General features: G+C 71.9%; 19 protein-coding genes and 1 pseudogene. 11 read left to right on the top strand and 9 right to left on the bottom strand.

Annotated features, from left to right (window positions below):
- The 5 genes from MXD95_RS26360 to MXD95_RS26380 form a co-directional block, all read right to left on the bottom strand.
- Positions 1 to 291: tetratricopeptide repeat protein (locus MXD95_RS26360; RefSeq protein WP_250643440.1), on the bottom strand; the 291-nt coding region annotated here is incomplete at its 3' end.
- Between the two features lie 13 nt (positions 292 to 304).
- On the bottom strand, positions 305 to 2,806 hold the full coding sequence (locus MXD95_RS26365; protein WP_250643441.1) for an Hsp70 family protein: 2,502 nt from the start codon (positions 2,804 to 2,806) through the stop codon (positions 305 to 307).
- A 62-nt stretch (positions 2,807 to 2,868) separates the two neighbouring features.
- Positions 2,869 to 3,633, bottom strand: a complete 765-nt coding sequence (locus MXD95_RS26370; protein ID WP_250643442.1) for a hypothetical protein — start codon at positions 3,631 to 3,633, stop codon at positions 2,869 to 2,871.
- Positions 3,626 to 5,329 (bottom strand): hypothetical protein, encoded by a 1,704-nt coding sequence (locus tag MXD95_RS26375; protein ID WP_250643443.1) that lies wholly within the window; start codon positions 5,327 to 5,329, stop codon positions 3,626 to 3,628. The genes MXD95_RS26370 and MXD95_RS26375 overlap by 8 nt, the downstream gene beginning before the upstream one ends.
- Positions 5,326 to 6,285, bottom strand: coding sequence for a serine/threonine-protein kinase (locus MXD95_RS26380; RefSeq protein WP_250643444.1), 960 nt, complete (start codon positions 6,283 to 6,285; stop codon positions 5,326 to 5,328). The genes MXD95_RS26375 and MXD95_RS26380 overlap by 4 nt, the downstream gene beginning before the upstream one ends.
- Positions 6,286 to 6,529: 244 nt before the next feature.
- Between MXD95_RS26380 and MXD95_RS26385 the strand changes: the two genes are divergently transcribed.
- The 7 genes and pseudogenes from MXD95_RS26385 to MXD95_RS26415 all read left to right on the top strand — a co-directional run bounded on the left by MXD95_RS26385 (position 6,530) and on the right by MXD95_RS26415 (position 14,412).
- Positions 6,530 to 8,254: a serine/threonine-protein kinase gene (locus MXD95_RS26385; protein WP_250643445.1), complete on the top strand. Its 1,725-nt coding sequence runs from the start codon at positions 6,530 to 6,532 to the stop codon at positions 8,252 to 8,254.
- Positions 8,255 to 8,346: 92 nt separating this feature from the next.
- Positions 8,347 to 8,627: pseudogene (locus MXD95_RS26390) on the top strand (MFS transporter); the annotation flags it as partial.
- Between the two features lie 186 nt (positions 8,628 to 8,813).
- The gene (locus tag MXD95_RS26395) at positions 8,814 to 9,797 is read left to right on the top strand and encodes a thioesterase family protein (RefSeq protein WP_250643446.1); all 984 of its coding nucleotides are present in this window, start codon (positions 8,814 to 8,816) and stop codon (positions 9,795 to 9,797) included.
- A 55-nt stretch (positions 9,798 to 9,852) separates the two neighbouring features.
- A complete protein-coding gene (locus MXD95_RS26400; RefSeq protein WP_250643447.1) occupies positions 9,853 to 10,611 on the top strand; it encodes an SDR family NAD(P)-dependent oxidoreductase in 759 nt (252 codons plus the stop codon).
- Positions 10,612 to 10,794: 183 nt separating this feature from the next.
- On the top strand, positions 10,795 to 12,078 hold the full coding sequence (locus MXD95_RS26405) for an acyl-CoA dehydrogenase family protein (protein ID WP_250643448.1): 1,284 nt from the start codon (positions 10,795 to 10,797) through the stop codon (positions 12,076 to 12,078).
- A complete protein-coding gene (locus MXD95_RS26410) occupies positions 12,078 to 13,262 on the top strand; it encodes an acyl-CoA dehydrogenase family protein (protein ID WP_250643449.1) in 1,185 nt (394 codons plus the stop codon). The genes MXD95_RS26405 and MXD95_RS26410 overlap by 1 nt, the downstream gene beginning before the upstream one ends.
- Positions 13,263 to 13,365: 103 nt before the next feature.
- Positions 13,366 to 14,412, top strand: coding sequence for an alcohol dehydrogenase catalytic domain-containing protein (locus MXD95_RS26415; protein ID WP_250643450.1), 1,047 nt, complete (start codon positions 13,366 to 13,368; stop codon positions 14,410 to 14,412).
- A gap of 158 nt (positions 14,413 to 14,570) precedes the next feature.
- Here the strand turns inward: MXD95_RS26415 and MXD95_RS26420 are convergent, their stop codons facing one another.
- Together MXD95_RS26420 and MXD95_RS26425 are read right to left on the bottom strand one after the other, a co-directional pair.
- Positions 14,571 to 16,055: an aldehyde dehydrogenase gene (locus MXD95_RS26420; protein ID WP_250643451.1), complete on the bottom strand. Its 1,485-nt coding sequence runs from the start codon at positions 16,053 to 16,055 to the stop codon at positions 14,571 to 14,573.
- An 84-nt stretch (positions 16,056 to 16,139) separates the two neighbouring features.
- Positions 16,140 to 17,258, bottom strand: coding sequence for an NDMA-dependent alcohol dehydrogenase (locus MXD95_RS26425; protein ID WP_250643452.1), 1,119 nt, complete (start codon positions 17,256 to 17,258; stop codon positions 16,140 to 16,142).
- 504 nt (positions 17,259 to 17,762) lie between these two features.
- Between MXD95_RS26425 and MXD95_RS26430 the strand changes: the two genes are divergently transcribed.
- Together MXD95_RS26430 and MXD95_RS26435 are read left to right on the top strand one after the other, a co-directional pair.
- Positions 17,763 to 18,488, top strand: a complete 726-nt coding sequence (locus MXD95_RS26430) for a class I SAM-dependent methyltransferase (RefSeq protein WP_250643453.1) — start codon at positions 17,763 to 17,765, stop codon at positions 18,486 to 18,488.
- A complete protein-coding gene (locus MXD95_RS26435) occupies positions 18,485 to 19,591 on the top strand; it encodes an iron-containing redox enzyme family protein (protein WP_250643454.1) in 1,107 nt (368 codons plus the stop codon). Before MXD95_RS26430 ends, MXD95_RS26435 begins: the two co-directional genes overlap by 4 nt.
- A 312-nt stretch (positions 19,592 to 19,903) precedes the next feature.
- Here MXD95_RS26435 and MXD95_RS26440 read toward each other — a convergent pair whose 3' ends face one another.
- Together MXD95_RS26440 and MXD95_RS26445 are read right to left on the bottom strand one after the other, a co-directional pair.
- Positions 19,904 to 20,323, bottom strand: coding sequence for a CBS domain-containing protein (locus MXD95_RS26440; RefSeq protein WP_250643455.1), 420 nt, complete (start codon positions 20,321 to 20,323; stop codon positions 19,904 to 19,906).
- A gap of 315 nt (positions 20,324 to 20,638) precedes the next feature.
- On the bottom strand, positions 20,639 to 22,189 hold the full coding sequence (locus MXD95_RS26445; protein WP_250643456.1) for a CYTH and CHAD domain-containing protein: 1,551 nt from the start codon (positions 22,187 to 22,189) through the stop codon (positions 20,639 to 20,641).
- 232 nt (positions 22,190 to 22,421) lie between these two features.
- Here MXD95_RS26445 and MXD95_RS26450 point away from each other — a divergent pair, with 232 nt between their 5' ends.
- A complete protein-coding gene (locus tag MXD95_RS26450; RefSeq protein WP_250643457.1) occupies positions 22,422 to 23,498 on the top strand; it encodes a cation diffusion facilitator family transporter in 1,077 nt (358 codons plus the stop codon).
- A gap of 335 nt (positions 23,499 to 23,833) precedes the next feature.
- On the top strand, positions 23,834 to 25,621 hold the full coding sequence (locus MXD95_RS26455; protein ID WP_250643458.1) for a thiamine pyrophosphate-requiring protein: 1,788 nt from the start codon (positions 23,834 to 23,836) through the stop codon (positions 25,619 to 25,621).
- Positions 25,622 to 25,660: the final 39 nt, after the last annotated feature.

The following is a 25,660-nucleotide window of genomic DNA, read 5'->3' on the forward strand; positions in this document are numbered from 1 at the left end:
CGCCCCGCCCGCGCGCACCCGCGTGCCGGCGTCGCGCCGGGCGCGCACTCGGGCGAGCCGGTGTAGTCCGGCCGCGGCCTCGTCGGTGGGGCCCCCGCCCTCGATCACCGCGCGCCAGTGCCGTTCGGCGTCGTCGTAGCGGCCCTGCTGGGCGTGGATGCGGGCGAGCAGGTCATGCTCGGCGCCGGTCGGCGCACGACCGTCGGTCAGATCGGCGAGCAGGCGCACCGCATCGGAGTACCGGCCGCGGCGGGCGAGCGTCGCGGCCTGGCCGAGAACGACCTCGTTCACCAGACCCACACCGTCAGCGGGGCTTGTAGACACTGCTGTCGTCCTTCGGACCGGTCGGGCCGGCGGTGGTCGGGAGGAGGTCGAGAAGTTGCGGGATCACCCTGCGAAGCCCCTCGACGTCGTGGCGGTCGATCGCGCGTTGCCCCTCGGTGATCAGCCGGGCCGCCAGCTCCTGGTCGCGCAGCTCGGCACGGCGCTCGACCAGCTGGGAGAAGCGGGCCATCGCGACCGCGCCGGTGCTGCGGTCGACGATCGAGGCGAGCAGACCGGTGAGCTCGTCGACGAGGGTGCCCAGGTGGGCGGCGTCGCGACTGTCCAGGGCCCGGCGGACGTCGGCGGCGAGCAGGTCGTGGCGGCGCCGGTCCCGCTCCTCGCCGTACGCCTCGAGGATCCCGGGGGCGTCATGCAGCACCCGGTGGGCCCGTTCGACCAGTGCCGGCCACTCGAGCGCGGCCTCGATGTCGTCGAGCCGGCCGCGCAGCGCCAGCATCCGCTGGCCGGCGGTGCTCGCCGCGTCGGTGTCGCCGTGCTCGGTGGAGGAGACGTCGTTCTCGAGCTGGTCGATGACCCGCTCGCCGTCCAGTTCGGCGAGGATGTCGAGCGCGGCCGGCTCACCAGTGCGCCGCGCGTCCTCCCGCAGGGCCTCGAGGCGCTGTTGCTCGGCGTCAAGCGCCTGACGCAGTCGCACGGGGTCCGGGGCGCTCTCGGTGGTCAGGTCGTGGACGGTCTCGAACTCCTCGTCGAGGATCGGCACGTACGCCCGGGTGGTGACCAGCCGGGAGGCGTCGATGGAGATCTCCACCTCGATCTCGCTGTTGCGCGGGACGTCCCGGGCGACCTGGTCGGCGAGGATCTCCAGCGCGCCGACCTGGCGGTTGCGGTCGGCCCTGCCATAGGCGCCCTCGAGGATCGGGATGCGCAGCAGCCCGCCGGACTGGCCGCGGGTCAGCCGCACCGTGCTGCGCAGGATCTCCCGGGACCGCTCGGGAATACGGGTGCCCTTGGTCAGCAGCCAGCAGACCTCGTTGCCGGCGAGCGCCACCCCGATCGAATGGGTGAGCGTCGCGGCCGGGGCGACCACACCGACGGTGTAGGTCAGCTCGGCCGGCTGGATCTTCTTCCGGCTGCCGGTGGGGCTCGCGAGGACGATCTCGTAGGTGTTGCGCCGTTCCGGCTCGGCGAACAGCGTCGTCAGGAACTGGCCCCCCGCCGGCAGGACGAGCTGCCCGCTGCGCCACGGCGGCCGTGACTCGGAGTTGACGAACTCGACGGTGTGACCCTCAAGGCTCGTCCCGGCCGGGCCCCGCACCACTCCGGCGACCACCGGTTCCGGGTCGGAGCCGATCGGTTTGTACTCGAGATCGACGGTGTAGTGGACGTCGGCGAGCACCGGCCCGACGGGCAGCCGCTGGGTTCCGGCGAAGATCGCCGCGCCGCGGGCCACGACGGTCATCGGGTCCTGGCTGACGTCCAGCTCGATGCCGAGCCCGTCCGCGAGCCGCCGGCGCAGGAACGGCGTGAGGGTGGGACCGCCCACTAGCAGCACCCGGTCGATCTTCCTCGGTTCGAGCTGGCTCTCCTTGAGCGCCGCCTGGCAGATGTTGACCGCCCGGGTCACGAACGGCTCGGTCAGCCGTTCCACGTCCGCGCGGGTCAACTCGTGGACGAATTCCACCGGGCGGCCCTGGTCGTCGGTGCACAGCGGTGGCTCGCTGATGTCGATCAGCGCCGACTCGGTCGACGACAGTTCGATCTTGGCGTTCTCCGCCGCCGCCTTGAGCTTCGCGATCGCCTGCGCCCACGCCGGTTCGCCCCGGCCGAAGCCGGGCAGCGCGTGCTCACGTAGCAGCGCGGGAATCAGCAGCTGTTCGACGATCGCCCAGTCGATGAGCTTGCCGCCGAGGAAGTTGTCCCCGCGATGGTTGACGATGTCGAACTCGCCGTCGCGGATGTGGACGATCGACGCGTCGAACGTGCCGCCGCCCAGATCGAAGACCAGCCGGTAGACGTTGTCCTCGTCCCGCTGGAAGCTGTAGGCCAGTGCCGCCGCCGTCGGCTCCTGCAACAACGGCGCGAGGCTGAGCCCGGCGGCCTCGGCGGCCCGCCGGGTCGCGTCGGTCTGGTTCAGCTCGAACGCCGCCGGGACGGTGATGACCGCGGCGCCGATGTCCTCGCCGAGCGCCCGGGTGACGTTGGCCTTCAACGCCCGCAGCACATGCGCGGACAGTTCCTCGGGGCTCAGGCGCAGCCCGCTGTTGGCGAAGGTCGTGTCCTGGTCGCGCAGCCCCATGCGGAGCTTGAACTCGGCGGTCGCGTTCGCCGGATCGGACTCGACCCGCTCCCGGGCCCGTTCGCCGACATGGATCCGACCGCTGCGGTCCGCGTACACGGCCGAGGGCGTCGTGTCGTGCTGGAAGGCGTTCTTGATGACGCGGGCCTCGGTACCGTCCAGCACCGCGATGGCGCTGTTGGTCGTGCCCAGGTCGATGCCGAAATCCATCGTCGATCGCGCCATCGTTCCTCCTTTGACGCCGCCCTCGGTGTCACGCCACGGTCGGGATGGTCCGGGCGTCCTTCTCAGCGCTCGCCGCCGATGTCGGGGACGGCGTCGCGTCGCTCGCCGTCGGGCTGCTCGCCGCCCTGCCCTGGGCGGTGGACGTCGTGCGGCCCCACGGGGACGCCGACGACGACCTCGCCGGTCTGCACCCGCCGCCCGTGCAGGTAGACGCTGGGGCGCAGGGTCTCCAGGACGGTCTCGCCGGTGAGCCCGCTCGTCTGCTGGAACTCGAGTACCGCCAGGTCGAGGCCGGAGTCGTAGCGCGCGTGGTCGTGATCCTGTACGTCGACGCCGGCCGCGGTCAGCGTGCTCCACAGCGAGTCAAGTTGGCGCCGCAGCCGGCGGTTGTCCGCCGTGCCCGCCCCGTCTGCCGCGCCCGTGGCCGCCCCCGTGCTGATGGGCGTCGCCGAGCCGGGCCGCCCGGACGTTCCGGCGGCGGTCGCGGGCCCGGCGGCGGCAGTCGGGTCGGCGAAGCGCCGGCGTAGCCGCCATAGCCCGGTCGCAAGCTCCGCCACCGCCGGATGCGCCAGGGCCGGCGGCGCATCGGGCTCTGCTCTCGCATCGGGCCCTGTCTGCGTGTCGGGCCGTGTCTGCGCGTCCGGTTCCGGCTGCCCCTGTCCTTGACCGGCGAGGGGTGCCGTGTGCCTGTCCGCTGTCGGCTGAGGTGTCGGCTCCGGTGCGATTTCACCGGCCTGCGCCAGCAGCGTCGCCCACGCGTCCGGGATGGACGGCCGGGCGATGCGGAACTCGCGGGGATGGCGCCACTGGCGCAGCACGTCAACCACTGGTCACTCCGGGTGGTCGCTCGCCGAACTGCCAGCCCTCTTGGCGCATCTCCACCAGCGGGGGGAAGGAACGCAGGTGGGCCTGGTGCCGGCGGGTCGCGGCACCGCCGAACACCGATGCGTCGACGCCGACCGCGACGATCGCGGCCACGACGGCCAGGAAGATGAAACCGCCCCCGCCGGAGAACAGGATCGTCGGGATGCTGATCGCGACCGTGAAATACAGCGCGATGCGCAGCATCAGGGAACAGCCCTGGGACGTCTCCCGGCCCTCGCAGGACTTGCAGCGGGGCACGGAGACCTGCTGCTTCTTCCATCGCACGCCGGAGTACTCGCGGACGACGTCACGATGCAGCCAGATCTTGGACGCGGAGCTCGCGACGGCCGGGTTGCGATGACACACCCAGCAGGTGACGTACAGCGAGGCGTCCTGCAGGATCGTCGCGTTCTCCGTCAGCCGGTCCCGGATGGCAGGGGACCCGGCGACCCGTTCGGCCCAGGTGAGCGCCGCCGCCATGCGCAGATGGTTCCGCACGCCCTCGCTGTCCTCGACGTCCAGCCGGGACCGGGTTCCGTCGAAGATCAGAAGGCAGCGCAGCGCGGCGAGAGCGACCTGGTCATGGACGCGGACCCGGGTCGGGTCGTCCGCGGCGAGTAGCTGGTCGACCAGCCCCAACGGCCCGGTCGACTCGGTGAGGACCCGTTCGGCCTGGTCGAGGCCACTGGTACGGGCGGCCTGGGCGAGGCGTTCGGCCTCCTCGCACAGCCGGGCGACCTGATCGGCCCAGGGCTGCCCCGCCCGGCGCAGGGCGACGGCGAGCGCGACGTCCGTCTCGGCGTCGTCCGCATGCGCGGCGCTGCCGGCAGCCACGGTGCCGCCGCCCTCGGCGGCCACGGCGGCGTCGGCGTTCACGGTGCCGTCGGGGTCCACGACGCGGCCAAGGCGCGAGGCGCGCATCGCCGTCAGATGCCGCCCAGCCCGGTCGGTCTCGCCCGCCGACAGGGCGGAGACGACCAGCTCGGCGCCGATCGTCAGCAGTGCCGCGGGTAACGCGGACCGGATCGCGTTCGCGAGCCGCCGGTCGAGGCGGGCATCGGCGGCCCGCGTGATGCGCTCCGCCAGCCGCACCCAGACCCGCTCGTCCCGCACCACCCGCGCCCAGTGGGAGTAGATCGAGGCCCAGTCCGGTTCCACCGCGGCGGTGCCCGGAGCCGCCCGCGGCCGGGCGGCCTCGGCGTCGAGAGCCTCCAGATGGGGGAGGAGCGCCAGGTTGTGGATGGCGGCGGCGATGTCCCCCTCGCTGTGCGCGTCGCCCGCCGCGGCCAGGTCGGTCCAGTGTCGGACGGCGCCCGCCAGGTCACCAGCGGCGACGGCGGTGAGAGCCTCGTCCGCCGCGGCGCCCGCCTCCACCGGCCAGAGCCAGAAGAACTCGTCGACCAGACGCTGCCGGGGATCGCCCAGCCGGTCCAGGGCGGCCCGGACGGCGTCGGCGGTGGCGGGCGGGGTCAACGGCAGGAGCTTCGGCGCCGGCAGGTGCCCGCCGATCTTCTCTACGGCGGCCAACATGTCGGACGTCCGCCGGATCTCGCGCCCGGTTGCCGTGGGGGGTAGTCCGGTCACCCGGAAGGCGTTCTGCTGGTAGATCCGCGCGGTCACCCGGTCCAGCAGGTTCGTCTCCGGTGATGCCGTCGTCATGTTCGCACCTCCCGGTGTCGCGCCCGAGAGCTCTTGCCCGCCAGGACCTCACCGGCCGGCACTGGCTCCGGCGGCCCTGCCCGCTGCCCGGAGGATGCCTGTCGTGGCCGCCATCGCGTGAGGTCGGCGAGCAGCTCGGTGGCGGACGGGTAACGCCTGGCCGCGTCATACGACAGGGCACGCCCGACGATCTCGTCCAGCGCCGCGTCGACCTCGTAGCGCAGGACACTGGGCGGGACGAGCGTGCCGGTGTTCCAGGCGGCCTGAACCGGATCTCCGGTGGCGCGGCGCGGGTAGGGAAGCTGGTCGGTCAGCAGCTGATAGAACACCGCGCCCAGGGACCAGACGTCGCCCGGCACCGAGGCGAGATGCGGGTGCAGCAGCGTTTCTGGTGCCATGAAGGCGACGGTGCCCTGCGAGCTCGCCAACAGGGTCAGTGCGCTGACCTTCTTGGCCAGACCGAAATCGCTCACCCGAACCTGCAGGTCAGCGCCCTTATAGCCGACAAGAATGTTGTATGGGGTGATGTCGCGGTGCACAATCGGCGGCGATGCCCCGTGGGCGACCGCGAGGCCGGACGCGGCCTGCCGTATGATCTCCACCGCGGTCGGGATCGGCACGAGCGCGTCGCCGTGGGACGACCAGAAACTGCGCACGGTACCGCCCGCGACGTACTCCATGGTGAAGTAGGCGTAGGTGCCGCCCGGAGTGTCCAGGGTGTTCGCCTCGAAAACCCTGATGACGTTTGGATGCCCCATGCTGGTCAGCAGCAGGGCTTCGCCGAGCGCGTCCCGCACCTGCTCGGCGGACATGTCCGTCTGGCGGAACACCTTCATGGCCTGCCGGCCCAGATAGCGGTGCGCCACCCGATAGACCTCCGCGAAGGCACCGGTGCCTAACAGGCGTTCCACGCGATAGGTATCCCGGATGATCTGCCCCTCGTGCAACAGGCCCATGTACGCGACCTCCGGCTGTGCGGATCCAGGCAGAGCGAATCCAGGAGGTGCGGATACGCGGTCTCCTTTCTTCCGCCGGTCCCTCGGCGAAAGAAACAGCGCTCATAGTAGCCGAACTGTCGACATAGCGCTGTTTCTGTCGCTCCGCTGACAGGTGCTGGTATCGCGCGTGCGCACCATGGTCATGTGGCCTGTCGGGTCCTGGAGCCGGGCGGGACGGGCGGGCCGTGTGGGTGTGTGATCGATGATTGTTGACCGGGTGCGGGTGGCCGAGGCGGTGCCGCATTACGTCCTCGGCGAGGAGCTGGGCTCGGGCGCGTTTGGCCTGGTCCTGCGCGCGAGGCATCGTCAGATGCGCCGACCGGCGGCGATCAAGGTGATGCCGGCGCGAACGGCCGGCGGCGAACGCATCGACTTCGGCGCCGAGGCGCGGCTGCTCGGTGGCCTCGACCACCCGCACGTGGTCCGGGTCTACGACTACGTCGAAGCCGACGACCTGTGCCTGGTCGTGATGGAGCTGCTCGCCGGCGGCACGCTGACCCGCCGCCGCGGCACGCTCACGCCGGAGCAGGTGTGCGTGGTGGGCCTGTCCGTCGCCGCGGCGCTCGGCCACGCCCACGATCGCGGCGTGCTCCACCGCGATGTCAAGGCCGACAACATCCTGTTCGCCTCGGACGGGACGGCGAAGGTCGGCGACTTCGGCATCGCGAAGCTGTTCGAGGGATCCGCGACGACCGCCAGCAAGGTCGCCGGCACCCCGGCGTCCATGGCACCCGAGCAGATCGAGGGCGGTCGCCTGGGCCCGGCCACTGATCTCTACGCCCTGGGCACCGTGCTCTACCAGTTGTTGACCGGCCGCCCGCCGTTCGACCCGCGCCAGCCGCTGCATCTGCTGTGGCACCGTCAGCTCAACGAGCCCATCCCTCCCATGGACGGTGTCGCGCCACCCCTGTCCCGGGTGGTGCTGCGTGCCCTGGAACGGGAGCCCGAGGCTCGGCATCCGGATGCCCGTGCCTTCGCCCGAGACCTCGCCGGTGCGGCGTCGCGGGTGCACGGCGCCGGCTGGCTCACCCGAGCCGGCCTGCCCCTGCACCTCGACGACGAGGTCCGCCGCCTCAGCGAGGATGCCCTGACCGCCCGTGCCACGAGCGAGGATGCCCTGACCGCCCGTGCCACGACCGTGACCGTCACCGGCGCCACGGCCGCGACCGTCGGCGGCGGCACGGCCTGGGGCGAGTATGGGCATCTGGTGCGCGGCCTGGGCCCCGACCATCCCGACACCCTGGCCGCGGGCAACGACCTGGCCGTCCACCTCAGCGCCGTCGGTGACCCGCGGGCCGCCCGTGACCTCGACGAGGACATCCTCGCCCGGCGTCGGCGCGTGCTGGGCGTCGATCATCCCGACACGCTGACCTCGGCGCACAACCTGGCCGTCGACCTCGCCGAGCTCGGCGAGTCCTCGGGCGCCCGCGACCTGTACGAGGACACGCTCACGCGCCGTCGTCGGGTGTTGGGCCCCGACCATCCCGACACCCTCGACACCGGCACCAACCTCGGCGTTCTCCTCGGCGCCCTGGGCGAACTCGGTGCCGCCCGGGAGCTCGGTGAGGACACCCTGCGCCGACGCCGCCGCACCCTCGGCGCCGATCATCCGGCGACGCTCACCGCGGCCTACAACCTGGCCACCCGGCGCAGCGCCGAGGGTGACCACGAGGCCGCGCGGGAACTCGCGGACGACACCCTCTCCCGACGCCGCCGCATCCTTGGCGCCGAGCATCCCGACACTCTTCTCTGCGCCTACAACCTGGCCGTCTATCTGGGCCGGCTCGGCCGTTACCGCCAAGCCCGCGACGTGGGCGAGGCGGTCCTCGACGCTCGGCGCCGGACCGCCGGCCCGAGCCATCCCGACACCGTCGCCGCCGGGGACGCCGTCCACTGGTGGGGGGAGCGGATCTCGTCCCAGCCGTAAGCCCGGACCGACGGTCGTCCGGCTTCGGATGGACCCCGCGGCAGGCCTTTGATAATGATTAGCTCACTATCTAATAATAGTGGGGAGTAGCCATGGTCTCCGCGGAGGACGGCGCTCCCAGTAGTACCGCCGCGCCGGCCCGCCCGGCGCGGACGACAGCGATCATCGCGGTGCTGGCCGCCGTCGGCGTCGTCGTCGTCTCGATGATGCAGACGCTGATGGTTCCGCTGCTGCCCCGGCTGCCACGCCTGTTGAACACCGATGCCACGGGCGCCTCCTGGGTGCTCACGGCCACCCTGCTCTCGGCCGCGGTGGCCAATCCGGTGTTCGGGCGCTGGGGGACCTGTACGGCAAGCGACGCATGCTGATCGTGCCGACCTGATCGGTGCGGGCGAACCGGATGCCGCCGTGGGCACCACCCGGATCAACGTCCTCCCGGCGCCGGGACGACAACAGGCACAGGACCAGGGAGAGTGCGCATGCACGAGTGGAGGAGCCGGCGCGAGCCCGAGCGACGAGCCCAGGGGCGCGGTCTCGAGCCGGCAGCGCGCGGATCGAGGTGGTCGAGCTGACCGGCACGCATGACCTGGCCGTGGCCGACCCCGCCGCGACGCGGTGGGTGGAGCCCGACCTGCTCGGGCTGCGGGTGGACGCCGCCGGTCGGGGTCTGCTCGCGATCGACGAGCCGTTGCTCAACCTCAGCGGGACGCTGTGGGGCGGCGCGGGGCTCGCGGCGACCCTCGCCTTCGGTGAGTGTGTGCTGGAACGGCCGGCGCTGTGGATGACCATCCAGTACGTCGGCCCGGTGCGGTCCGGTGAACTGCTGGAGCTGACCGTCGAGCCGGGCCGGCGGGGGCGCGGGATGTCCCAGGCGGTCATCCGGGGGTCCGTGGGCGATCGGCTGGCGGTGCTCGCCGTCGGCACCTTCGGGGGCGGGGGTGATGGCCCGCTCGGTGACTCCGCCGCAGCCGTCGCGGGTGTCGCGGGTGTCGCGGCCAGCGACGTGGACGGGGACGTGGACGGGGACGGGGACGACGCATGGCGGATGGTGGCGCCGCCCGCCGGCATCATCTTCCCGGATGACACGTCGGCGTCGGGCTCCCAGAGGCGTGGGCGGGCGGCCGCGGGTGGGATGCTCGCCCGGGTCGAGCAGCACTGGGCGCTGCCGTCGCGGGGACAGCCGGGGCAGCGGGGTCCCGTCGAGGGCGTGCGGGACGGTCACGCGGCGATCTGGCTGCGGCTACGGTCGGGTGAGCCACAGCCGCACACCGCGGCGTCGCTCGCGGTGCTCGCGGACTTCGCGCCGATTGCGGCGACCGTGACCCTCGGCCAGCCGGCCCACGTCGCGAGCCTGGACAACAGCATCCGGATCGCGCGGGATCTGCCGACCGAACCGTCGGATGGCTGGGTGCTGCTCGAGACCCGGGTGGAGGCGTTCGTGCGCGGTGTCACGCAGCTCCAGGCGCGGCTGTTCGATTCCGGCGGGCGGCTGCTCGCCACCGCCGGCCAGTCCGCCGCGTTGCGCCTGCCCCGCCAGCCGTGACCGCCGGCTCCGCCACGACGTGGTCATGGTCTCGTCGATCGTCTGGAGGACAGCCATGCTCGAACGGTTCAGCCTGGCGGGGAAGACGGCGATCATCACGGGGGCCTCGTCCGGGCTCGGGGTCGCCCTGGCAGCCGGGTTCGCCGCCGCCGGAGCCGACGTGGTGATCTGCGCGCGCCGGGCCGAGCGGCTCGCCGAGACGGCCCGGCTGGTCGAGGAGGCGGGCGGCAGGTGCCTGTCGGTGACGGCCGATGTCACCGTGGTCGAGGACTGCGACCGGGTGGTCGCCGCCGCCGTGGAGACGTTCGGGGCGCTCGACGTCCTGGTCAACAACGCCGGGGTCGCCAGCGCGTACCCGGCGACCCGGGAGGATCCCGCCCAGTTCCGGCACGTCGTCGACGTGAACCTGATGGGCTCCTACTGGATGGCGCAGGCCGCCGGCCGGGTCATGCGTCCGGGCAGCAGCATCCTCAACATCGGCTCGGTACTGGGATCCACGACCGCCGGTCTGCCGCAGGCCGCCTACAGCGCGAGCAAGGCCGCGATCATCGGCCTGACCCGGGACCTGGCCCAGCAATGGACCGGGCGTAAGGGGATCCGGGTCAACGCGCTCGCGCCCGGTTTCTTTCCCAGCGAGATGACCGAGGGCTACCAGCCCGGATATCTGGAACGACAGCTGGCGGCGAGAGTCCCGGCCGGGCGCCCGGGTGACCCCGAGGAACTGGCGGCCGCGGCGGTGTTCCTGTCCAGTGACGCGGCCGCCTACATCACCGGCGTGCTGCTCCCCGTCGACGGCGGCCTGTTGATCACCTGATCGGACGCGTCGGCCGCTCTGGCCGTCCTGGCCGTCCCGGCCGTCCTTGACGTCCTGGACGCGTCGGCCGCTCTGGTCGCGCTGGGCATGCCGGCCGTTCCGGGCACCCCGGCCACGCTGGGCACATCGCCGGCGTCGGGCTGATTCGTGCGCCTGCGGCGGTGGGCGGCGAGGATGGTGGACATGGACGCTCGACTGACAGACGAGCAGCGGATGCTGCGGGACCTCGCGGGCCACTTAGCCGCCGACCTCGCGCCGTCCGGGGTGGCAGCGCTGACACCCGACGCCCGCGCCGCCGCGGACCCGGCTGGCTGGGCCGCGCTGGCCGAAGCCGGGCTGATCGCCCCGCATGCGCAGCCGGACGGCGGCGGCAGTGTCATGGACGCGGCGCTGGTCGCCGAGCGGCTGGCCGGCTCGCTCGTCGGGCTGCCCTATGTCGGCACCGCGCTCTGGGCACCGACGTTGCTGGCCGCCGCCGGTGCCCGTGACGTGCTGGACGCGGTCGCCTCGGGATCGCTGCGGCTCGCCCCGGTCCTGCGGCCGGATCTCGGCGGCCTCGCCCAGCATGGCGAGCGCGGGATCGCCTTCGACGCGCAGGGCGCCGATGCCGGTCTCGTGCTCGACGCCGGCCGGCTGCGGGTGGTCGCGCTCGCGGGCCCAGCTCCCGCCGCCGATCTGACCCGATCGCTGCGCCAGGTGTCCGCCGCCGCTGCTTCCGCCGGCGAGCCGGGTCCCCACGGGGCTTCGGACGCCCAGTCGGTCGCTCTCGATAGTGGCACCGGCATTGGGGCTGGGGCTGGGGTCGAGGTCGAGGTCGGCGATCTTGGTGGGATCCTGAGCGCGGAGGCGCTCGCCCGGGCCGAGGCGGTGATCCTCGCGGTGCTCGCGGCGGATCTGCTGGGTGTCATGCAGACGGCGCTGGACGACGCCGTCGCCCATGTCGGCGTGCGCCGGCAGTTCGGGGTGCCCATCGGGTCGTTCCAGGCCGTCCAGCACCTGGCCGCCCAGGCGGCCATGCTCGTCGAGGGGGCGCGCAGTTCGACCTGGCACGCGGCCTGGGCCGCGGGCGCGTTGCCCGCCGCCGACGCCCTGCTCGCGGCCCGCCAGGCGAAGGCGTACTGCGCCAGCGCCGCCCGTGAGGTGGGGGAGACCGCGATCCAGCTGCTCGGCGGCATCGGCCTGACCCACGAGCACCTGGCCCACGTCCGGCTGCGCCGCATCCTGCTGTCCCGTGCCGTCCTTGGCGACGAGACGGCCCAGTACGCCGCCATCGCCGACACCCGCCTGGCCCCGGACGCGCCGGTGTCGGACGCGCCGACGTCAGACGCGCCGATGCCAGGCTCGACGCTCCCGGCCGCGACGGCCCCGGACGTGACGAGGTCGGTTTCGGGGGGCTCCCGACCGCTCCCGGACGGGCCACCCACGGCCGCGGACCACACCCCCCTCGCCCCGGCAGGAAACCACTGATGGACTTCGCCGACGACGCCCATGAGGCCGCCTTCCGCGCCGAGCTGCGGGCCTGGCTCGCCGCCCACCCGCCCGCACCGCTGCCCGCCGACCCGGATGCCCGCATCGAGGCGCTCGGCCAGTGGCATCGCGCCCTCGCTGGCGCCGGCTACATAGGGCTGACCTTCCCCACCGAGTACGGCGGCCGGGGCCTGCCCCCGACCTTCGACGCGATCTTCAACGACGAGCTCGGTCGCAGTGGTTACCCGCAGCCGCCCGCCATCCACCACATCACCAACGCGATCCGGCTGTTCGGGACGCCGGAGCAACGCGCCGAGCACCTGCCCGGCATGCTCGCCTGCACGACCCGCTGGTGCCAGGGCTTCAGCGAGCCCGAGGCCGGCAGCGACCTCGCCTCCGTCCGCACCCGGGCAAGCCTCGTCCGCAGTGCCAGCAGCGATGGCGATGGCGATGGCGACGCCGACGCGAGCGGCAGCGGCAGCGGTGCGGAGGTCTACCGCATCCACGGCCACAAGATCTGGACGAGTGACGCCGTCTGGTCGCAGTGGTGCCTGCTGCTGTGCCGCACCGAACCGGACCAGCCCGCCCACCGCGGACTGTCCATGCTGCTCGTCCCGCTGGACACGCCGGGCATCGAGTGCCGGCCGATCGTCACCGCAGGCGGCACCCGGGAGTTCGCCGAGGTGTTCTTCGACGGCGCCGAGGTGCCGGCGGTGAACGTGCTCGGTCGGCCCGGGCAGGGCTGGCAGATCGCCATGGCCCTGCTGGGCTACGAGCGCGGGCCCGGCGACGTCGGCTGGGTCGCGCGGATCATGCGCTCGCTCACCCTGCTGGAGGCCGACATCCGCGCGGGGCGGGTCCGGACCGACGAGACCGGCCGCCGCGCGGTCGCCCGCGCCTGGGTGACCCTGGAGGCCCTGCGGCTCCAGGTCGCCCGGACGATGTCGGGCCGGCTCGACGGTTCCCTGCCCGGCTCCGAGGGCTCCCTCGACAAGCTCCTCATGACCGAGACCGACCAGGTGCTCAACCATGTGATCATGGATGTGCGGGGTGCCTCGGCCCTGATCGAGGATGACGCCTGGCTCGACTCCTACTTCTGGTCGCGGGGCCAGTCCATCTTCGGCGGCACCCAGCAGATCCAGCGCAACATCGTCGCCCAGCGCGTCCTCGGTCTACCGAGGTAGCGCCACCAGCGGTTGATGTTCGCATATTGCGACCCTTGCGCGTCAATAGTGCGTACAGGAGGGTGAGTCTGGACACGCGTTCGACCGAAGGGACCCGCTGATCATGCGCGCAGCTCGCCTGTCCGGTGCTCGGACCATCCAGATCGAGGACGTCCCCGCGCCGGTGATGAGCGAGGAGCACCTGCTGCTGCGCCCGCGATTCACCGGCCTGTGCGGCACCGACCTGCACCTGTGGCATGGCGGGCCGCCGGCCGGGGAGCCGCTGGTGCTGGGGCATGAGTTCTCGGCCGAGATCGTGGAGGTCGGGTCCGCCGTGACGGACCCGACACTGCGCCCGGGCGTCCTGGTCGCCGTCGAGCCGCTGTGGAACTGCGGGACCTGCGCGCCCTGCCGGCGCGGCGACTACAACCTGTGCCGCGCGCTGGCCTTCCACGGGCTGGCCGCCGACCACAGCGGCGGCCTTGGCGAGCTGACCGTCGTGCGGCCGCGGATGGCGCACGTGCTGCCGCCCGACCTGAGCTCCCTGCAGGGTGCGCTGGTCGAACCGATCTCCGTCGCCCATCACGCGGTCGGCCGCGCCGGCGTGGCACCGGGTGACGCCGCGGTCGTCCTCGGCGCCGGCCCGGTGGGCATCGCCTGCGTCCTGGACCTGGTCGCCCGCGGAATCCGGCGAATCATCGTGTCGGAGCCGTCGCCACTGCGGCGCGGCGCGGTCGTCGACGCGCTCACCGCGGTCGGCGCCACCGAGTCCGCCGTCGTCCTCGACCCCGGCGCCGCCGACCTGGGTGAGGCCGCCCGGGAGCTGACGGACGGCGAGGGCGTCGACGCGGTGCTCGACGCCGCCGGGGTGGAGGTGGCGTTCCAGGCCGCCCTCGGCGTGGTCCGACCGGGCGGGCGCATCGTCACCGTCGCCACCTACCTGCAGCCGGTCAGCCTCCACCCGCTGCTCACCATGCTCAGCGAGATCGACCTGCGGGCGTCACTGGCCTACCAGGACGACTTTCCCCCGGTCATCGAGCTGATGGCCAAGGGGCATTTCCCCACGGATGCCTGGGTGAGCACCATCTCGCTGGCCGAGGTCAGTGCCGCCTTCGAGCACCTCGACGCCGGCAACGGCAACAAGATCCTCGTCGACCTGGCCTCCGCCTGACCTCCAGGCCGAACGGGTCGCGACCCGCACGGATGTGCCGCACACCCAACCTGCTCCTTCTGGGGGGACGAATCGGACTCGTAGCCCACCAGAAGGCATACATGTCGATGTTGACCGGCCCCGGCCAGGGGGTGGACGTCGCCCTCAGCGGTCCGCCCTCAGCGGTATCGCGCCGGCGCCTCGTCCAGGATGATCGTCTTGGTCTCGAGGTAGGGCAGCAGGCCCTCGGTGCCGCCCTCGCGCCCGATGCCCGACTGCTTGAAGCCGCCGAACGCGATGTCGGTGTCGGCGCGCACCGCGTTGTGACCGACCGTGCCGGAGCGAAGCTTCGCGGCGACCGCGCGAGCCCGGTCGACGTCCTCGGTGAACACCGCGGCGTTCAGGCCGTAGATGGTGTCGTTGGCGATCCTGATCGCGTCCGCCTCGTCATCCGCCGGGATCACACTGAGGACCGGGCCGAAGATCTCCTCCTGGGCGATCGTTGAACTGTTGTCGACGCCCGCGAAGACCGTCGGCTCGATGTAGAAGCCGCGCTCCAGGTGAGCCGGTCGTCCGCCGCCGGTGACCAGGGTCGCGCCGCCGTCGACGCCGGCCCGGATGTAGCCCTCGACGCGGTCCCGCTGTCGGGCCGACGCAAGTGGGCCCATCTGCGTCCTCGCGTCGTATGGGTCCCCGACGACCACCTGGGAGAACGTCTGCGCGAGGGCCTCGACGAACTCGTCCTGCACCCGGCGCGGCACGACGATGCGGGTCAGCGAGGCGCAGACCTGGCCGGCCAGGAAGCATTCGGCGCGGGACAGGGCTGTTGCCGCCTTGGCCAGGTCGGCGTCGTCCAGCACCACCGCGGCGGACTTGCCACCGAGCTCGAGGGTGTACCTGGCGATGCGTCCACCGAGCAGCGAGGCGATCCGGCGGCCGGCGAGGGTGGAGCCGGTAAAGGCGATCTTGTCGATCCGCGGGTCGGTCACCAGCAGCTCGGAGACTTCGCGGTCGGCCGTCACGATGTTGAGAACACCCGGCGGTAGCCCGGCGGCCTCGGCGCACTCGGCCAGCACGTACGCGGCGCTCGGCGCGTCGGGAGCCGCCTTGAGCACGAGCGTGCAGCCCGCGATCAGGGCCGGCGCGACCTTGTAGACGGCGAGGTGCATCGGGAAGTTCCACGGGATGATCGCGCCGACGACGCCGACCGGTTCCCGCACCAGCAGGCCGAACCCGCCCAGCGACGGCTTGGCCTTCTCCTCGAACGGGAAGGTGTCGGCGAGACCGGCGTAGTACTCGAAGACCCCGGCGGCCATCGGGGCCGTGTGCGGCGCGAAGGAGGCGAGCGCGCCCGACTCGCGCGGCCAGAGCTCGGTGAGCACGTCACCCTTGGTCTTCAGCTCGGCGCCGAGGCGGCGCAGGTACTGCGCGCGCTCGACGTGGGTGAGCGACGGCCACGGCCCCTCGTCGAAGGCCGACCGGGCAGCGGCGATCGCCCGGTCCAGGTCCGCCGCACCCGCCTCGGCGACCCGCAGGAACACCTGCTCGTTCGTCGAGTCGACCACGTCGATCGTCGAGGCCGACGCGGGAGCGACCCACTGGCCGTCGATGAAAAGCCGGTCCGGATGCCGCACGGATTGCTGGATGTCTGCCGTCACGGTCATGCTGTGCCTCCTTGTTCCTGACCGGCCGGGCTGCCTCAGAACGCCGAGCCGTCTGCGAAATCCGCGCTGGTTGAGAGTGCCGAGTCAGCCGAAGGTGATGACGCCTCGGAGGTTGCGCCCGGCGTGCATGTCCGCGAAGCCATCGTTGATCTGCTCCAGCGTGTAGCGGTTCGTGATCAGCTCGTCCAGGCGTAGCTTCCCGGCGCGATAGAGATCCAACAGTGCCGGGATGTCCCGGACCGGGCTGCACGCGCCGAACAGCGAGCCCTGCAGCCGCTTCTGGAACAGCACAAGCTCGTGCAGCGACAGCGGCACGCTGCCGTCCGACATGATATTGCCGAGCCCGACGACGACGCAGGTCCCGGCCTTGCGGATGCTGGAGAACGCCGACCCGATATGCGTGCCGTTCGTCACCCCGACACAGACGATCGCCGCGTCGGCGCCCTGCCCGTTGGTGTGGGCGCGAGCGATCTCGGTCGCTTCCTCGATGGTCGCCACCGCGTGCGTGGCGCCGAACTCGTGTGCCCGTGTGCGCTTCCACTCCACCGGGTCGACGGCGATGAGCACCCGGGCGCCGGCCTGGGCGGCGCCCTGCACGGCGTTGATCCCGATACCGCCGATCCCGACCACGATGATGACGTCACCGGGCCGGACCTCGGCGGAGTTCACCGCCGCGCCCCAGCCGGTCGACACGCCGCAGCTGGTCAGGCAGGCCGCCACGAGGTCGATGTCGGGGGAGATCTTCACGGCCGAGTGCACCGACAGGGCCGTGTACTCGCTGAAGGTCGAGATGCCGGCCATCTGGCCGATCGGCGTGCCGTCGAGGGAGAGCCGCAGCGAGCCGTCCGCACGTGCGCCGGACAGTGTTCGGGCGCCACTGTCGCACAGATTCTGCATTCCCGAGGAACACCACCGGCACTTTCCGCAGGCGGGCAGGAAAGGCAGCACGACGTGGTCGCCGACTTCGAAACCCTCAGTGTGCGGGCCGACTTCCTCGACGATGCCGGCTCCCTCATGGCCGCCGGCGAGGGGCAGAGCGCCGGTGAACGGCATGTCACCGGTGGCGATGTGGTCATCGGAGTGGCACAGCCCGGAGGCGACCATTCGTACGAGGAGCTCGCCCTGGCGGGGCGGCCCGACGTCGATCTCCGTAATCTCCCACTTGCCGGGCTGCTGGAACAGCAGCGCCGCTCTGCTCTTCATAAAATCTCGCTCCTCATGCATCCTCCGTATCCGGTGAGTTCCTGCCCGGCGAGTTCGCGCTATGGGTTGTTGCCTGCGGGGTGCCGGCCCTCGGCGCTGACCAGGTGCGTGAGCTGGTGCCGCATCACACCATCGCTCCGAAAGCGGCGCTCGCGCGAGCGGTGACGGCGGGCCTGGGCCGTACGGCGCTCGAGGCCGCCGGAGCGTGACATGGCACGCACCGGCGGTGCCTGCCGCCCGTAACACATCTTCGCGTGTCACGACCTCCGTTGCCGCGGGATACGGGTATTCGAGCCGGCCATCGGCGGCCCGTCTGCCCGGGTTCGCCGCGTTCACCCGCGTTCGGATCCGCACCGTCGGCGTTTCGCCGGCCGGTACGGGGGGAACGGGCGAGTGTTGCCGTCCCTGCGTGACGGCGGCGTGGTCCCGGGTGGACCATCCGAACAATCGGGGATGCGACCCGTGGGAACGCCGGCCATGGGACGCGGAGCAGTGGGGAGCGGCATGTTCTATGACCCGGTCGAGTCGAGCTTCTACTCCTGGTGCGTCGAACGGTTGCTCAGGTCGGCGGCCGCGGCCCCCTTCCTGGGCGCGGGCATCGTGGAACTGGGAGCGGGAACGGGGCTGCCGATCATCGAGGCACTCTCGCGGTGCGAGGCCACGGTGACGGTGCGTGGGTTCGAACGGGACCCCGAGTCCCTGCGGGTCGCCCGCCGGCTGGTGGCGATGAAGGCACCCCCGGGGTACACGGTCGAGCCCGGGGACTTCTTCGAGCACGGTGTCCACGGCCCGGAGCTGGTCGCGGTCGCCAATCCGCCCTACCTGGCCGCTCCGCCCGACGACCCGGGCACGCCCGAGCTCTGGGGCGGCGAGCGCGGCTCGGGGGTGACCTGCCGCCTGCTGTCCGGGCCGTTCGACGTAGTGATGCTCATGGTCGCCTCGATCGCGGACCCGCTCGCGGTCATTGACCATGCCGAGGCGTCGGGCTATCTCGTCGCCGACTGGTGTGTGCGGCCGATCGTCTTCGGCCGCCACAGCCGCGCCGCCGGGGTGCAGGGCCGGCTCGAGGAGCTGCGGGCGCAAGGCCGCGCGTTCAGTTCCGACGCCGGCTACCTGCTGGCCGGCGTCACCTGGCAGCGCGCTGGCATGCCGCCGGGCGGCGGCGACCCGAACGCCGATGTTCTGCGTGGCGTGATGACGGCGGCCTCCGCTGCGGGGTGGTCGCGATGACGGCCACGGCGGACGAGCGCGCGGATGTCCCGTACGGGACGGTCCTGCGGCCGGACGATCTACGCCCCGGGCCGTTGCCGCGATCCCGCGGCCCGCTCAGCGCCTTCGTCACGCATGCCCTGCGTCAGCCGGCGATCGCGCGGATGGGCCCCGCTCCGCGGCCGGCGGGCGATGTCCTGTACGGGCAGGACGGCGCGCTTGCCCTCTACTGCCTGTACGAGCTGCACTACCGCGGTTTCGCCGGCGTCGACGAACGATGGGAGTGGGCGCCGGCGTTACTGGCGCTGCGTCACGCGCTGGAGGAGGTCCTTGAACGCCGGGTGCGCGAGGAGGCCGCGAGCGTGCCCACGCCGGACTGTGACAGCCGGGACGCGGACGCGATTCCCGCGGCGCTGCGGGCGATCATCGCCGCGCCGTCCGGGCCGTCACTGTCGAGGTATCTCGCCGAGCAGGGCACTCTGGAGCAGTTCCGGGAGTTCGCCGTGCACCGTTCGCCGCTGCAGCTCAAGGAAGCGGACCCGCATTCCTGGGCCATCCCGCGGCTGGCCGGGCCGGCGAAAGCCGCCCTGGTGGAGATCCAGGCCGACGAGTACGGCAACGGCGTCGCCCGGGACATGCACCAGAACCTGTTCGGCGTGACAATGCTCGGACTTGGTCTGGACCCCGGCTACGGCGCCTACCTGGACCGGGTGCCCGGCCCGACGCTGGCCGCGGTGAACCTGGCGTCCTTCTTCGGCCTGCACCGCCGGCTGCGCGGCGCTCTGGTCGGTCACCTGGCCGTCTTCGAGATGACCTCCGTCGAGCCGATGGCCGCCTACGGCGCCGCCCTGCGCCGGCACGGGTTGTCGGCCGGGACCGGTCACTTCTTCGCGGTGCACGTCGTCGCGGACGCGCATCATCAGACGCTCGCCTCGCAGGCCCTGGCCGGCAGTCTCGTGCGGGCCGAGCCGGAGCTGGGCGCCGACGTGCTGTTCGGCGCCCGCGCGATGATGGCCGTGGAGGGCCACTGTTCCCAGCAGATCCTGTCCGCCTGGCAGCGGGGGCACTCCTCCCTGCTGCTGGCGCCCGGGCCCCAACGCCCGCGCTCCGAGCTGTTCGACTGAGAGGCCTCACGTGAGAGGCCGCACGGCCCCGGGAGGTCCGTTGGCCTCCTGGACACTGGCTCGACGCCTGGCCCGCCTCGGTGTCCTGCCTCGCTCTCCCCACCGCCGACCCGCCGCTGCGCGTGACGACGGATCGGCCCCGGAAAACCTCCATGTCTCTTCTACCGAGTTACGAAGGAACAAATCAGACAGATTGCCCGGTAGAAGCGACATCCCCGCGCACCAGCAGCGCCACCACCCCCGAAAACCATCACGGACAGCGAGATTCACGGGGTCAACCCGGCCGCGAGCCGGAGACCCACGAGAGGCAACCTAGAGGTTGCCGGCGGCGGCGCTGACGGCGCCGAGGGCGGAGTTCTCGTCGCGCTCGATGGCGAGGTCGCCGATGCTGACGATGCCGACCGGGCGGTCGCCGTCCACCACGGGCAGCCGGCGCACGGCACGGTCGCGGACAAGCCGCACGGCCTGGTCGATGCTGGTGTCGGCGGAGACCGTCGTCAGCTCGTGGCTGCAGGCCTGGCTCGCCGGGGTGTTCGCCGGGTCGCGCCCGTCGGCCACGACACGCACGGTGATGTCCCGGTCGGTCAGGATGCCGACGATCCGGCCGTTCTCGACCACGATCACGTCCCCCGCGTCGGCGTCACGCATGCGGCGGGCAGCCTCGAGCACCGGTTCGCCGGCCTCGATCGTCGCAAGGTCACGGGTCATGATGTCTGCGACTGTCCTGGCCATGGTGGGTGCTCCTTCACGATGTTCGTGAGCGTCGACGTTCGTCGGCACGGATGTTCGTGGTTGTCGTGGTTGCTGGTCAGGTCCGGGGTGCCCGGACGAGGGCAGACAAACCCGCCGTGGCACCATCCCCGCCCGCCCGCCTCTCTTTCGGCTTCGGGCAGCCGGACGCACGAATCTGCCCGTCCCCGACCCGTGCGGGCCAAAACGCACCGGTGTTTGCGCGCGCTACGCACCAGCGCGCGCGGCCGCGGGTCCACGCACCTCTGCGGCCAGATGGCGAACAGGGCCAAAGGAACAGGGCCAAAGGGCGAACAGCTAGCTCAGGTAACGGCGATCGCGCTTGCGGGACAGCTTCGGCCAGCGGGCGGCGAAGGAGTCCTGGGTGTCCCGGGCCCGCTCGCGTTCACCGCCGAGCAGGAGCCCGTAGGTGAAGGACGACTCGCCGGCGAGGTTCGCGGCGATCGCGAACGCGCGCAGGGTGTCCTGGGCGACGACGCAGTCCTGGTGCTCACCCAGAAGGTTCTGGATCTTCTTGGCGCGCCCGGCGTGGCGGGCGGCGTCGGGACCCAGGGCCGGTGCGACGGCCTCGCCCGCGTAGCGCAGCCGCTTCGCCGCCTTGCGCGCCGCGTGCAGGGCCGCGTCCCGCTGCGGGCCGGGCGGCTCGGTGAGGGCTCGACGCACCCGGCGCCGCAGTGTGCGGTCCGTCGAGCGGACCGGCTTGCGTAGCGTCCCGCGGGCCGGCCGCCGCCCGAGAGCGGAGAACGCGGGCTCCCGGACGAACGCGACCAGTTCCTCGACGAAGTGGGCGTACTCCTCGCCGCGCAGCCAGACGAGCGCCCGCTCCCGGCCACGTAGCCCCAGCGAACGCAGGTGGCCCTGCACCCGGGCGTCGACCGGACCGAGCACGTCGGCCTGGTCCAGTGCCCGGGTGGCCTGGCCGAACCGGTCGAGCTGGACCTCCCCGTCCCGCGCGTCGTTCAGCAGCAGGTTGAGCTCGCGCAACCGTGCCTCGAGCCAGGCCGGTGTGGGCGAGTCGAACAGCGGCCCGAAGGTCCGCAGCGTGCTGCGCAGCCGGCGGGCCGCGACCCGCAGGTCATGGACGGACTCCGGCTCGTCAAGGCGGACCCGGGCGTCGGCGGCGAGCAGCGCGGCCGTGTGGGTCGACAGGTAGTCCTGGATGGCCTGCCCGGCGGTCGTCCCCCGCGCCGCGCTGTCGTGGGCCGGCAGCTCTGCCTCGGCCGCCCGCGTGCCGAGGGCGCGGACCAGTTTCGAGGGCCCGCTGGCCGGCTGAGCGCCCGCCCCCAGCAGCACGGCTGTGGTGGCCGGCAGCACATCATGATTATCCCCGAGCAGCTCGACCTCGAGCTCCCGCCACCGCAGGGAGATGGTGGTGGCGCCGAAGGTCTGGGCGTGGACCGTGTCCTCGGCCAGCTCGGCGATGTCACGGCCCTCCTGGTCGCGCAGCGTCGTGGCCTGTCGGACGGTCCGCAGCCGGGCGACCGGGCGCAGTGGCCGCCTACGGGTGATCGCGGCCACCACGTCGACGAACTCGTCCGGTATGGGGCTGTCACCCTCGTTGCGTTCCGCGGCGTCCAGGGGTCGGCTGATCTCGTCGCGACCGGCGCCGTCGGCGGGCAGTTTGAGGTGCCAGCCGGCGTCATGGCCGCCCTCGCGTCGCCGCAGCGTGATGCGGTTCCGGGCAAGCCGAAGGTCCTCGGTGTCGAAGTAGAGCGCGTCCAGCCGTTCCTCGACGGGACCCGCGGCTGACGCGATTCCGTCGACGCCGCTCAGCGGCGGAACGACGAAACTCTCCTCGACGTCGAACTTCGTCTCCACCTCTCGGTGCCCGCGGGTGCGCGCAGACATGACCACCTCCGTTGGCTGCCGTGTTCCCGGTTTCGGTCTCGCCGGTGGTACTGCCGTTCATGTGCGGTTCATCTGTAGTCCGTCGAATGTGCCCGCCCTGCCGCGCGTCACACCTTCTCCGTCATGTCCGGACGACCCGCTGGTGACGGGGTCGGCGGCGGTCATGCAGCGTGACACCAAGTGCGCGCAGGATGGGGACCGCATTGATCATTTTCGGCTATCGTCACGAGGCATGGACACCGGCCACGAGCATGAGCTGCCCACGCACGGCCACGGCCACGGCCATGCTCACGGCAGGCACACGCACGAGGATGGGCATGACCATCACCCGGGCGGATGGTGGGCGCGGCTTCGCCACGGTCTGTCGGAGCTGGTCGGGGGCCACAGCCATGACAGCGCCGACCAGATCGACGACGCGTTGGAAGCCGACACCGCCGGGCGCCGCGCCCTGCTGATCAGCCTGTCCGGCCTCGGCCTGACCGCGGTCCTGCAAGCCGTCGTGGTGGTGCTGTCCGGGTCGGTGGCGCTGCTCGGTGACACCCTGCATAATGTCGCCGACGCGCTGACCGCGGTCCCGCTGCTCCTCGCCTTCACCCTCGCGCGCCGCCCGGCCACCACCCGGTTCACCTACGGCTACGGCCGCGCGGAGGACCTCGCCGGCCTCGCCGTCCTCGCAATGATCAGCCTGTCGAGTGTGTTCGCCGCCTTGGCGGCGATCGACCGCCTGCTGCACCCCCAGCACATCGACCACCTCGCCGCGGTCGCCGCGGCCGGGCTCGTCGGCTTCGTCGGCAACGAGATCGTCGCCCGCTATCGCATCCGCGTCGGCCACCAGATCGGCTCCGCCGCCCTCGTCGCCGATGGCCTGCACGCCCGCACCGACGGCTTCACCAGCCTCGCCGTCCTCCTCGGCGCCGCCGGCGTCGCCCTGGGCTGGCGCTGGGCCGACCCCGTCGTCGGCCTGGCCATCACCATGGCGATCCTCGGGGTCCTACGCGCCGCCACCCGCGTCGTCGGCGCCCGACTCATGGACGCCGTCGACCCCGACACAGTCGCCGAAGCCACCAGAACCCTCCTCCACACCGACGGCATCGAAACCGTCCGTGAACTGCGACTGCGCTGGATCGGCCACACCCTGCGCGCCGAAGCCGACGTCACCGTCGACGCGAACCTGACACTGACCGCCGCCCATGACGTGGCCCACGCCGCCGAAGCCCACCTGCTGCGCCACATCCGACGCCTGTCCGCCGCGACCATCCACACCAGCCCCGCCCACCACCACCACCACCACGCCGCAACGGCGCCGTGACCTGCATCGCAGATCACGGTCGGTGATAGGACGACTACCCAATCCTGGGTCTCGCACCCGCGCGGCCACGCTGAGCGGCACCCGATCGTGGGCGTTCGTGCCCGGGCGGCGCCTCGGCCTCGCCGGCTGATGCCCTGTACTCGCCGGGTATTCGCCGGCCGCCCACGTCTGTCCGGTGCCCGGAAGGCCGGCGCGAGCCGCCGGGCAGATGTTTTGCGGCTGGCCGCCGGGGGAGTGGCGTTCATGCGGGTGCAGCCCGCGCGGGCCTGCCATGGATGGCACATCCGGCCATCCGGTCTGACCCGGTCCCCCAAGGCCTGAGAGGACTCCGCGTAATGAGCTGGACAGTTGGAGATTTCGTCCTCGCACGTCTGCGTGAATGGGATGTCGAGCAGGTGTTCGGCTACCCGGGAGACGGGATCAACGGGCTGCTGGCGGCCTGGGGGAAAGCGGACGACCCGCCGCACTTCATCCAGGCACGGCACGAGGAGATGGCGGCGTTCGCCGCGGTCGGCTACGCGAAGTTCTCCGGCCGGGTGGGGGTGTGCGTGGCGACGTCCGGCCCGGGGGCGATTCATCTGCTGAACGGTCTGTACGACGCGAAGCTGGACCATGTTCCGGTGGTCGCGATCGTCGGCCAGACGAACCGCTCCGCGCTGGGCGGGTCCTATCAGCAGGAGGTGGACCTGCTGAGCCTTTTCAAGGATGTCGCCAGCGAATATGTGCAGATGGTGACCGTCCCCGAACAGCTACCCAATGTGCTGGACCGAGCGTTTCGGGTGGCCCTCGCCGAGCGTGCCCCCACCTGTGTGATCATTCCCGCGGATGTGCAGGAGCTCGAGTACTCCGCGCCGTCGCACGATTTCAGGATGGTTCCCTCCAGCATGGGGGTCCGCTGGCCGGAGGTCTCGCCGGACGACAACGGGGTGCGGGCCGCGGCGGAGCTGCTCAACGCCGGCGAGCGGGTCGCGATGCTGGTGGGCCAGGGCGCTCGGGGCGCGCGGGCGGAACTGATCCAGGTCGCGGACCTGCTGGGCGCGGGGGTGGCGAAGGCGCTGCTCGGCAAGGACGTGCTCTCCGACGACCTGCCGTTCGTCACCGGCGCGATCGGGCTGCTCGGCACCCGGCCCAGCTATGAGCTGATGCGGGAGTGCGACACGCTGCTCACCGTCGGGTCGAATTTCCCGTACACCCAGTTCCTGCCCGAGCTGAACCAGGCCCGGGCGGTGCAGATCGACTTGGACGCGAAGTACATCGGCATGCGCTATCCGTACGAGGTCAACCTGGTCGGCGACGCGGCGTCCACGCTGCGCGCGCTGATTCCGCTGTTGCGGCGCAAGGAGGATCGTGGCTTTCGGGAGAAGGTGGAGAGCAACGTCGCCCGCTGGTGGGAGACGGTCGAACGGGAGGCATTCGTCGAGGGAAATCCGATCAATCCGATGCGGCTGTTCTGGGAGGCATCGTCCCGGCTGCCCGACAATGCGATCCTCGCCGCCGACTCAGGATCGGCCGCCAACTGGTATGCACGTGATCTGAGGTTCCGCGGCGAGATGCGCGGTTCGCTGTCGGGCACCCTTGCCACCATGGGCCCCGGAGTGCCCTACGGTATCGGCGCGAAGTACGCCCATCCCGACCGACCGGTCGTCGTGTTCGAGGGCGACGGGGCCATGCAGATGAACGGGATGGCGGAGCTGCTCACCGTCGCCCGGTACTGGCCGCAGTGGGCGGATCCGCGCCTGGTCATCGCCGTCCTGCACAACAACGATCTTAACCAGGTGACCTGGGAGATGCGGGCGATGCGGGGCGCGCCGAAGTTCACCGAGTCACAGAGCCTGCCCGAGGTGTCCTACGCCGACTTCGCCCGCTCGATCGGGCTTGGCGGCATCGCCGTCGACGAGCCCGGGCAGATCGGCAGTGCCTGGGAGCAGGCCCTGTCCGCCGAGCGGCCCACTGTGCTCGACGTCCGTACCGACCCCGACTTCCCGCCGATCCCCCCGCACGCCACCTTCGAACAGGCCTGGGACACCGCCGCCGCGATGCTCAAGGGCGACGAGAACCGCTGGGGTGTCCTTTCTGCCGGACTACGCACGAAGGCCCAGGAAATTCTCACCCGCCGGGGATAGGCGGCCACGAGCGAGCTCCGGCGACCCGGGAGAACCGAC

Source organism: Frankia sp. AiPa1, from assembly GCF_023243075.1.
Taxonomy (GTDB): Bacteria; Actinomycetota; Actinomycetes; order Frankiales; family Frankiaceae; genus Frankia.

Excerpts from the sequence above, each read along its gene's own strand:
- MXD95_RS26365 (WP_250643441.1), bottom strand. The coding sequence starts at position 2,806 with ATGGCGCGATCGACGATGGATTTCGGCATCGACCTGGGCACGACCAAC.
- MXD95_RS26375 (WP_250643443.1), bottom strand. The coding sequence starts at position 5,329 with ATGACGACGGCATCACCGGAGACGAACCTGCTGGACCGGGTGACCGCG.
- MXD95_RS26380 (WP_250643444.1), bottom strand. The coding sequence starts at position 6,285 with ATGGGCCTGTTGCACGAGGGGCAGATCATCCGGGATACCTATCGCGTG.
- MXD95_RS26385 (WP_250643445.1), top strand. The coding sequence starts at position 6,530 with ATGATTGTTGACCGGGTGCGGGTGGCCGAGGCGGTGCCGCATTACGTC.
- MXD95_RS26400 (WP_250643447.1), top strand. The coding sequence starts at position 9,853 with ATGCTCGAACGGTTCAGCCTGGCGGGGAAGACGGCGATCATCACGGGG.
- MXD95_RS26405 (WP_250643448.1), top strand. The coding sequence starts at position 10,795 with ATGGACGCTCGACTGACAGACGAGCAGCGGATGCTGCGGGACCTCGCG.
- MXD95_RS26410 (WP_250643449.1), top strand. The coding sequence starts at position 12,078 with ATGGACTTCGCCGACGACGCCCATGAGGCCGCCTTCCGCGCCGAGCTG.
- MXD95_RS26415 (WP_250643450.1), top strand. The coding sequence starts at position 13,366 with ATGCGCGCAGCTCGCCTGTCCGGTGCTCGGACCATCCAGATCGAGGAC.
- MXD95_RS26420 (WP_250643451.1), bottom strand. The coding sequence starts at position 16,055 with ATGACCGTGACGGCAGACATCCAGCAATCCGTGCGGCATCCGGACCGG.
- MXD95_RS26425 (WP_250643452.1), bottom strand. The coding sequence starts at position 17,258 with ATGAAGAGCAGAGCGGCGCTGCTGTTCCAGCAGCCCGGCAAGTGGGAG.
- MXD95_RS26430 (WP_250643453.1), top strand. The coding sequence starts at position 17,763 with ATGTTCTATGACCCGGTCGAGTCGAGCTTCTACTCCTGGTGCGTCGAA.
- MXD95_RS26435 (WP_250643454.1), top strand. The coding sequence starts at position 18,485 with ATGACGGCCACGGCGGACGAGCGCGCGGATGTCCCGTACGGGACGGTC.
- MXD95_RS26440 (WP_250643455.1), bottom strand. The coding sequence starts at position 20,323 with ATGGCCAGGACAGTCGCAGACATCATGACCCGTGACCTTGCGACGATC.
- MXD95_RS26445 (WP_250643456.1), bottom strand. The coding sequence starts at position 22,189 with ATGTCTGCGCGCACCCGCGGGCACCGAGAGGTGGAGACGAAGTTCGAC.
- MXD95_RS26450 (WP_250643457.1), top strand. The coding sequence starts at position 22,422 with ATGGACACCGGCCACGAGCATGAGCTGCCCACGCACGGCCACGGCCAC.
- MXD95_RS26455 (WP_250643458.1), top strand. The coding sequence starts at position 23,834 with ATGAGCTGGACAGTTGGAGATTTCGTCCTCGCACGTCTGCGTGAATGG.